This is a genomic window from Thermocatellispora tengchongensis (assembly GCF_014202315.1).
Classification (GTDB): Bacteria; Actinomycetota; Actinomycetes; order Streptosporangiales; family Streptosporangiaceae; genus Thermocatellispora; species Thermocatellispora tengchongensis.
The window spans coordinates 1-7,910 of sequence record NZ_JACHGN010000054.1; the positions used below are offsets into that span (position 1 = coordinate 1).

The window sequence follows — 7,910 nt, forward strand, 5'->3', positions numbered from 1 at the left end:
GCGCCGTTGCCGATGATGCCCACCGACCCGTCCAGCTTGACGTAGTTGAGGTCCTTGGCCTTGGCCGCGGCCTCCAGCGGGTCCTCGCTGGCCTTATCGGCCAGGGCCTCGTGGTCGGGCTGGCGGAAGGCGGCGTTGTCGTCCAGCGTCACCTTGCCGTCGAGGGCCTTCACCTGTCCGTCGGCCGCCAGGATCATCGGGTTGACCTCGACCAGCGTGGCGTCCTCGTCCACGAACGCGCACCACAGCCGCTCGATCAGCTCGGCCGCGCCCTCGACCGCGTTGGCGGGCAGGCCGCCGGCCTGGGCGATCTCGCGGGCCTTGGCGCGATCGACGCCGGTGAGCGGGGAGATCGGGATCTGCGCCACCTTCTCGGGGGTGGTGTGCGCGACCTCCTCGATGTCCATGCCGCCCGACGCGGAGCAGATGGCCAGGAAGGTACGGTTGGCGCGGTCGAGCAGGAAGGAGAAGTAGTACTCCTCCGCGATCGCGCTGGCCTCCTCGATCAGGACCTTGTGCACCGTGTGGCCCTTGATGTCCATGCCGAGGATCTCGGTGGCCTTCTGGTAGGCGTCGGCGGCGTCCTCGGCGAGCTTGACGCCGCCCGCCTTGCCGCGGCCGCCGGTCTTGACCTGGGCCTTGACGACGACGCGGCCGGCGAGCTGCAGCGCCGCCTCGCGCGCCTCCTCCGCCGTGTGGGCGACGATGCCGCGCGGCACCGGAATGCCGTACGCCGCGAAGAGCTCCTTCGCCTGATGTTCGAACAGGTCCACGAGGGTCCGTCCTTGCTTGTCCGGCTTGCTGATGATTCGTTGGTCTGGTCGGCGGGCCAGGCCCGGGTCATCCATGAACTGCCGGAAGCCTGGCGTTTTTCGCGTGTGCAGCCTAGCCTCCCGGGATAAGTGCCGGGGCCATCGGGTCCGACTTTGGCGCTGGTCATCGCGCCGTGAGATCACGCTAAAGCGTGATAAATGCGGCTATATCGGGTGTCAGACGCGCGCCGGCACCGCGCTGCGCACCCACTCCACGATCTCCTCCATGCTCGCCCCGGGCGTGAAGATCCTGGCGACGCCGAGCCGGGTCAGCTCGGGGATGTCGGCCTCGGGGATGATCCCGCCGCCGAACACCACGATGTCCGACGCGCCCTGCTCGCGCAGCAGGTCGAGCACCCGCGCGAACAGCGTCATGTGGGCACCCGACAGGATGGACAGCCCGATGGCCTGGGCGTCCTCCTGGAGCGCCGTGCGCACGATCTGCTCGGGCGTCTGGTGCAGCCCGGTGTAGACGACCTCCATGCCCGCGTCGCGGAGCGCCCGCGCCACGATCTTGACGCCGCGGTCGTGCCCGTCGAGCCCCGGCTTGGCGATGACCACCCTGATCCTCGGCGCCGTCTCCATGCGAGACCTCCCATTACAACGTTCCACTTTCTCGCAGCGTAACCGTTCAGGCTTACCGCGTACACGACCGAGGTTGACCGCGAACAGAACCTGCGTGATACATCGAACACATACCGTGCGTCCACAAAAAATCCCGAATACCGTGATACTCTCGTGATCATTGGTCGCCATTATGTTCCGGGCACGCCTGTGGATCACCACGGGCAACCACGGGAGGAAATCCACTAGAATGAGGCGACTGATCGCCGTCCTGGCCGCGGCGCTGATCGCGCCTGCGCTGGCTACGGCCACCCCCGCAAGCGCCCAGGCTGCCGCTCCGGTCGACCCCGCCAAGGCCCTGAAGAAGTACGTCAGCCCTGGTTACGGAGTCAAGTTCACCGAGGTCTCCAGGCTCGCCGGCAACGGCGAGACCCTGATCGCCCTCAAGAGCAACGGCGCCTATCAATTCGGCAAGGGAAAGCCCGCGGCAGCGGACGTTTCTTTCCGCTACCAGCTCGATCCGGAGCTCAAGGAGCTCCTGCGGGAGAGCGACGAATTCAAGGACACCGCGAATGCCGAAATCGACCCGTTGAAGGCCCTGACGTCCACGACCCGGGTCATCCAGCTCAAGGGCAAGACCTACTTCACCAACCCCGAGTACACCAACGTCCTGCCCGACGGTAAGACCTGGGTCACCGGCAAGGCCGCCGAGGACATGGAAATCCCGAACACCCAGCCGGTTGACGCCCTGGACCCGACGACGGTGAAGAACCTGCTCGCCGGAGTTTCGGGCAAGCCCGGTGGCGTGGTGAACGGTGCGCGCACCACGGTCTACAGCGGCAAGATCACCTTGGCCCAACTCTACAAGCTGTCCCCGTCGTACCGGACCAAGTTCGGCAAGCCGACGGGCAGCTCCGCCAAGTCCAAGATCTCGTGGAAGATCTGGTTCGACGGCAAGGGCCTGCCCCGCCGCGTTCTGGCCACCAACACCGAGAAGATCGGCTCCACCACGCTGACCGACAGCACCGACACCAGGTACAGCGACTGGGGCCGCGGCACGTACGTCAAGGCTCCGCCGGCCGCGCAGATCGTGGACGAGAACGCCGTGGAGCAGGAGCTGCCCGAGCTGCCGACCGAGTTCAACCCGATTCAGTAGCCTCGGCTCCCCCGGTTACCGCAGTGAACCGGAAACGGGACCGGCGGCGCGGCGCGGGCCCGGCGAGGATGTCTCGCCGGGCTCGTGCCCGTTTCGACCGGTTCCGCGAGCCGGAGACGGGCGGTCGTGACGGGAACGAGACCTCATCCTGCGAAGATCACGCGACAGCCCGGCGCGACGTGGCACGGGCACGGACGGGAGGACACCTGCAATGAGGCGACGGATCGCCGTGCTGGCCATGGCCCTGGTGGCGCCGGCCCTGACCACCGGCGTCACGGCCACCGCGGCGAGCGCTGCCGCGACGGAAGGCACGGCCGCCGAGTCGGCCAAGTCTGCCATTTCGGCGAAGTCGGCCAACTCGGCGAAGCCGGTCAAGCCGGTCGAGGCGCTCGAACGCCACCTGGTGGTCGGCCGGGGGATCACGGTCAAGGACGCCACCCGGACCTACGTCAACGGCAAGAAGAGCCGCATCGCGGCCACCGCCACCGGGACCCTGGCGTTCGGCGGCGGCAAGGTCACCGCGACCGACATCACCACCAGGACCGACCTCGGCGACCTGAAGGAGCTGGAGGAGGAGTTCGGCGACCTCGGCGACTTCGCCGCCCCGACGCGAGCGCTCACCTTCAAGGGGCGCGCGTACTACTCGGGCGGGATCTTCGCCTCCTTCATCCCCGAGGGCAAGAAGTGGGCGCTGGTGGAGGACAAGAGCATCCTGCCGGTGGCGACCACGGCCACGGTCAACCCGATCGAGCCGGGCACGCTGAAGGCGGTGCTGGCCAGGGCCTCGGTCAAGCGGCCCGGCGGCACGTACGACGGCGTGCGGACCACCCTCTACCAGGGCACGATCACCTTCGCCGAGCTGTACCGGGTATCGCCGTCGTTCCGCGCCATGGTCGGGCAGCGCAAGCCGACCGGCAAGTCGGCCAAGGTCAAGATCTCCTGGCGGCTGTGGCTGGGCTCCGACCAGCTCGTACGCCGCTCGTGGAGCTCGTGGACCGCGTCCCTGGTGAGCACGACCACGGTGGAGACGTCGTACGTCACCGACACCCGCTTCGCCGGCTGGGGCGGCAGGGTGAGAATCACCCCGCCGCCCGCGAGCCAGGTCGCCACCGGCGACGAGCTCACCGGAGAGGTGCCGGAGATGCCGATCCCGCTCAACCCGCTCGCCGAGTAGCCGCCCGGATCAGAGCTTCTCGACCTTGGCGTAGACCAGGAGCAGGGTCTTCTCCCCCGCCGAGCCGAAGTCGATCTTGGCCTTGGCCTTGTCGCCGACCCCGTCGACCGAGATCACCGTGCCCAGGCCGAACTTGTCGTGGGTGACCCGGTCGCCGGGGTCGAGGCTGGGCACCGGCTTGGCGCCGCCCCCGCCGCCCGCGCCCGCGCTCCGGCCGCCCGCCCCGGCGGAGCCCGCCGGAGCGCCGCCGCGGCGGGCGGTGGCGGCCTGCCAGGCGCTCTTCTCGGGGTCGGTGCGCCAGTCGACCAGCTCGCCCGGCACCTCGCTCAGGAACCGGGAGGCCGGGTTGAACGACGGCGCGCCGCCCCACGAGCTGCGCACGGCGGCGCGGGTGAGGTAGAGCCGCTGCTGCGCCCGGGTGATCCCGACGTACGCCAGCCGGCGTTCCTCCTCCAGCTCCCGCGGCTCGTGCAGTGAGCGCATGTGCGGGAAGACGCCGTCTTCGAGCCCGGTGAGGAACACCACCGGGAACTCCAGCCCTTTGGCGGTGTGCAGGGTCATCAGCGTGACCACGCCCTGCCCGCCGTCGCCCTCGGGGATCTGGTCGGCGTCGGCCACCAGCGACACCTGCTCCAGGAAGTCGGTGAGCGTGCCCTCGGGGTTGGCCTCCTCGTACTCCGCGGCCACCGAGATCAGCTCGTCCAGGTTCTCCAGGCGGCTCTCGTCCTGCGGGTCGCCGGACTCCTCCAGCTCGGCGCGGTAGCCGGTGCTCTGCAGCACCTCCTCGGCCAGCGCGGCGGGCGGCATGCCCTCGGCCTTGACCCGCAGCTCCTCGATCAGGGCCACGAACTCCTTGATCGCGTTCAGGGAGCGGGTGGCGATGCCCGGGGCCTCCTCGGCGCGGCGCAGCGCCTCCCAGAACGGCACGCGCTCGCGCGCGGCGTACGCCTCGATCATGGCCTCGGCCCGCTCGCCGATGCCGCGCTTGGGCACGTTCAGCACCCGGCGCAGCGACACGACGTCGTTGGGGTTGGCCAGCAGCCGCAGGTACGCCAGCAGGTCGCGGACCTCCTTGCGCTCGTAGAAGCGCACCCCGCCCACGACCTTGTACGGCAGGCCGGTGCGGATGAAGATCTCCTCGAACACCCGGGAGGCCGCGTTGGTGCGGTAGAACACCGCCACCTGGCCCGGCTGCACGCCCTCGTCGTCGGAGAGCCGATCGACCTCCTGGGCGACGAACATCGCCTCGTCGTGCTCGTTGTCGGCGACATACCCGACGATCTTGGGCCCGGCGCCCTGGTCGGACCAGAGGTTCTTCGGCTTGCGCCCCTCGTTGCGGGAGATGACGGCGTTGGCGGCGTTCAGGATGGTCTGGGTGGAGCGGTAGTTCTGCTCCAGCAGGATCGTGCGCGCGTCGGGGTAGTCGCGCTCGAACTCCAGGATGTTGCGGATCGTCGCGCCGCGGAAGGCGTAGATCGACTGGTCGGCGTCGCCCACGACGCACAGCTCGGAGCGCTCCACGCCCTCGCGCACCACGTCGCCGTCGACCGTCTTGATCTCGGGGTGGCCCACCAGCTCGCGGATCAGCATGTACTGCGCGTGGTTGGTGTCCTGGTACTCATCGACCAGCACGTGCCGGAACCGCCGCCGGTAGTGCTCGGCCACCTGCGGGAACGCCTGGAACAGGTTGACCGTCAGCATGATCAGGTCGTCGAAGTCCATCGCGCCCGACTCGGTCAGGCGCTCCTGGTAGGCCCGGTAGGCCGAGGCCAGGGTCTTCTCCAGGTGGGTGCTCGCCTTGTCGGCGGCCGTCTCGTAGTCGACCAGCTCGTTCTTCAGGTTGCTGACCTGTGCCGAGAACGAGCGGGGCGGGTAGCGCTTGGGGTCGAGGTCGAGCTCGCGGCACACCATCGCCATCAGCCGCTGCGAGTCGGCCTGGTCGTAGATGGAGAAGCTGCTCGGGAAGCCGAGGTGCTTGGCCTCGCGGCGCAGGATGCGCACGCACGCGCTGTGGAAGGTCATCACCCACATCGCCTTGGAGCGCGGCCCGATCAGCTTGTCCACGCGCTCCTTCATCTCGCGCGCGGCCTTGTTGGTGAAGGTGATCGCCAGGATCTCCTGGGGCCGCACGTCGCGCTCGGCCAGCAGGTACGCGATGCGGTGGGTCAGCACCCGCGTCTTGCCCGAGCCTGCGCCGGCGACGATGAGCAGGGGGCTGCCGTGGTGGACGACCGCGTCGCGCTGCTGCGGGTTGAGGCCGTCGAGCAAGGGGTGGTCAACAGAGACGGTGGGCACGTCCCTAGGTTATGGCCGGGCACCGACAACCAGTGCCCGCACCGGAATAGTCGCGCGGTACGCCGTGTTGCGCCGCACGAAGAACAACTCGACCGCGGGAGGCGTGCGTGCCGGCAGACAGCGAGGTCCACGACGAGATCAGCCGGGTCCTGACCGTCACCGCCCACCCCGACGACGTCGACTTCGGCGCGGCCGGCACGATCGCGGGCTTCGTCGAGCGCGGGATCGAGGTCACCTACCTCGTCGTCACCGACGGCGACGCCGGGGGCTTCGACCGCGAGCTGGACAACCGCGGCATGGGCGAGCTGCGCCGGGGCGAGCAGATCGCGGCGGCCAAGGCGATCGGCGTGACCGACGTGCGCTTCCTCGGCTACGCCGACGGCACCGTCGAGCCGGGCCTCGGCCTGCGCCGCGACATCGCCCGGGTGATCCGGCAGGTGCGCCCCGACCTGGTCATCACGCACAGCCCGGAGCGCAACTACGCGGTGGTCTACCCGAGCCATCCCGACCACCGCGCCGTGGGCGGGGCCGCGCTCGACGCGGTCTACCCCGACGCGCGCAACCCGTACGCGTTCCCCGAGCTGCTGCGCGATGAGGGCCTGGACGCCTGGACCGTGCGCGAGGTGTGGCTGACCGGCGGCCCCTCCCCCGACCACTACGTGGACATCACCGACGTCCTGGACCGCAAGCTCGCCGCGCTGCACGCCCACGTCAGCCAGGTCTCCCACCGCGACGACTTCGACGACTTCGTCCGGTCCCGCTGGAGCGCGCTGGCCCGCGCCGGCGGCCTGCCCGAGGGCCGCTACGCCGAGGCGTTCCAGCGCGTCCCCACGGCCTAGTCCTCCTGGTCCTCCTCGATCACGTCCTCGGTCACGTCCTCGGGTTCGTCTTCGGACGGTTCCGGGTCGGGGCGGCAGCTCTGGCCGCAGCCGCCGAACCGCGCGGTGTCGATCGGGGTGAACGACCTGGGCGGAGAGCCCTCCAGAGCGGCCAGGAAGGTGTCCTTCCAGATCGGGCCCGGGAGGCTCGCGCCCGCCACCGCGCCGTAGTACCTGCCGCCGATCGTGACGCCGGTGAGCTTGTGCTCGCTCGACCCGCGCGGGTCGCCGATGCCCACAGCGCCCGCCAGATCCGGGGTGAACCCGGCGAACCAGGCGGTGGCGTAGTCGTCGGTGGTGCCGGTCTTGCCGGCCGCGTCACGGCCGACGCCGCCCACGCCGCGCATGGTGCCCCGGGTGAAGACCCCCGACAGCACGTGCGCGGCGGCGTCGGCGACCTCGGGCTCCAGGGCCTGGCGGCATCGTGGCCTGTAGGTGGTGGCCGTGCCGTAGCGGTCGGTGATCTCGGTGATCGCCATCGGCGCGCAGTACTTGCCGCGCGCCGCGATGGCCGCGTAGGCGTTGGCGACCGTCACCGGGTCCATCTCGTTGATGCCGAGGGTGAAGGTCTCGTACTCCTGCAGCTTCAGCCCGTCGGAACGGTGGATGCCCAGCGACTTGGCCGTCTCCACCGTGTCGCACAGGCCGACGTGCTGCTCCAGCACCATGAAGAAGGTGTTCACCGAACCCCAGGTGCCGGTCTGCAGTGTCCTCCAGCCCGGACTGCCCTCGTCGTTCGTCACGGTGTGGGTGGGGTCGCCGACGTTCTCGCCCTTGCAGTTCTTGAAGGCCGAGTAGCCCGAGGCCCGGAATCCCGCTCCGGCCGTGAAGCCGTCGTCGATCCGCATCCCCTCCTTCAGCGCCGTCAGCAGCGTGAAGGTCTTGAAGGTGGACCCGGCCTGGAACCCCACCCCACCCCCATGCGCCGCGTCCGCCACCAGGTTGTAGGAGATCTCGTTGCGCGCCTTGTTGCGACCGTACTCACGACTGGCCGCCATCGCCTTGATCGCACCCGTCCCCGGCTCCACCAA

Annotated in this window: 7 protein-coding genes; 3 read left to right on the forward strand and 4 right to left on the reverse strand. The window is 69.6% G+C overall.

What is annotated here, in order from left to right; all coding sequences use genetic code 11:
• Positions 1 to 773 (reverse strand): ATP-grasp domain-containing protein (locus HNP84_RS50790; RefSeq protein WP_185057371.1); only part of this gene is annotated, 773 nt, incomplete at its 3' end.
• Positions 774 to 989: 216 nt separating this feature from the next.
• Entirely contained in the window at positions 990 to 1,397 is a 408-nt protein-coding gene (gene icmB, locus HNP84_RS50795) for a coenzyme B12-dependent isobutyryl CoA mutase small subunit (RefSeq protein ID WP_185057372.1), read from the reverse strand.
• A gap of 229 nt (positions 1,398 to 1,626) precedes the next feature.
• Here icmB and HNP84_RS50800 point away from each other — a divergent pair, with 229 nt between their 5' ends.
• Together HNP84_RS50800 and HNP84_RS50805 are read left to right on the forward strand one after the other, a co-directional pair.
• Positions 1,627 to 2,532, forward strand: coding sequence for a hypothetical protein (locus HNP84_RS50800; RefSeq protein WP_185057373.1), 906 nt, complete (start codon positions 1,627 to 1,629; stop codon positions 2,530 to 2,532).
• Between the two features lie 211 nt (positions 2,533 to 2,743).
• Entirely contained in the window at positions 2,744 to 3,706 is a 963-nt protein-coding gene (locus tag HNP84_RS50805) for a hypothetical protein (RefSeq protein WP_185057374.1), read from the forward strand.
• A gap of 9 nt (positions 3,707 to 3,715) precedes the next feature.
• Here HNP84_RS50805 and pcrA read toward each other — a convergent pair whose 3' ends face one another.
• Entirely contained in the window at positions 3,716 to 6,001 is a 2,286-nt protein-coding gene (pcrA, locus tag HNP84_RS50810) for a DNA helicase PcrA (RefSeq protein ID WP_376772047.1), read from the reverse strand.
• 107 nt (positions 6,002 to 6,108) lie between these two features.
• On the opposite strand from pcrA, the gene HNP84_RS50815 reads away from it, so the two are divergent.
• The gene (locus tag HNP84_RS50815; RefSeq protein WP_185057375.1) at positions 6,109 to 6,840 is read left to right on the forward strand and encodes a PIG-L deacetylase family protein; all 732 of its coding nucleotides are present in this window, start codon (positions 6,109 to 6,111) and stop codon (positions 6,838 to 6,840) included.
• Here the strand turns inward: HNP84_RS50815 and HNP84_RS50820 are convergent.
• Positions 6,837 to 7,910, reverse strand: a 1,074-nt coding sequence (locus tag HNP84_RS50820) for a penicillin-binding transpeptidase domain-containing protein (RefSeq protein WP_281396549.1), incomplete at its 5' end; no start/stop codon positions are given. The genes HNP84_RS50815 and HNP84_RS50820 overlap by 4 nt on opposite strands.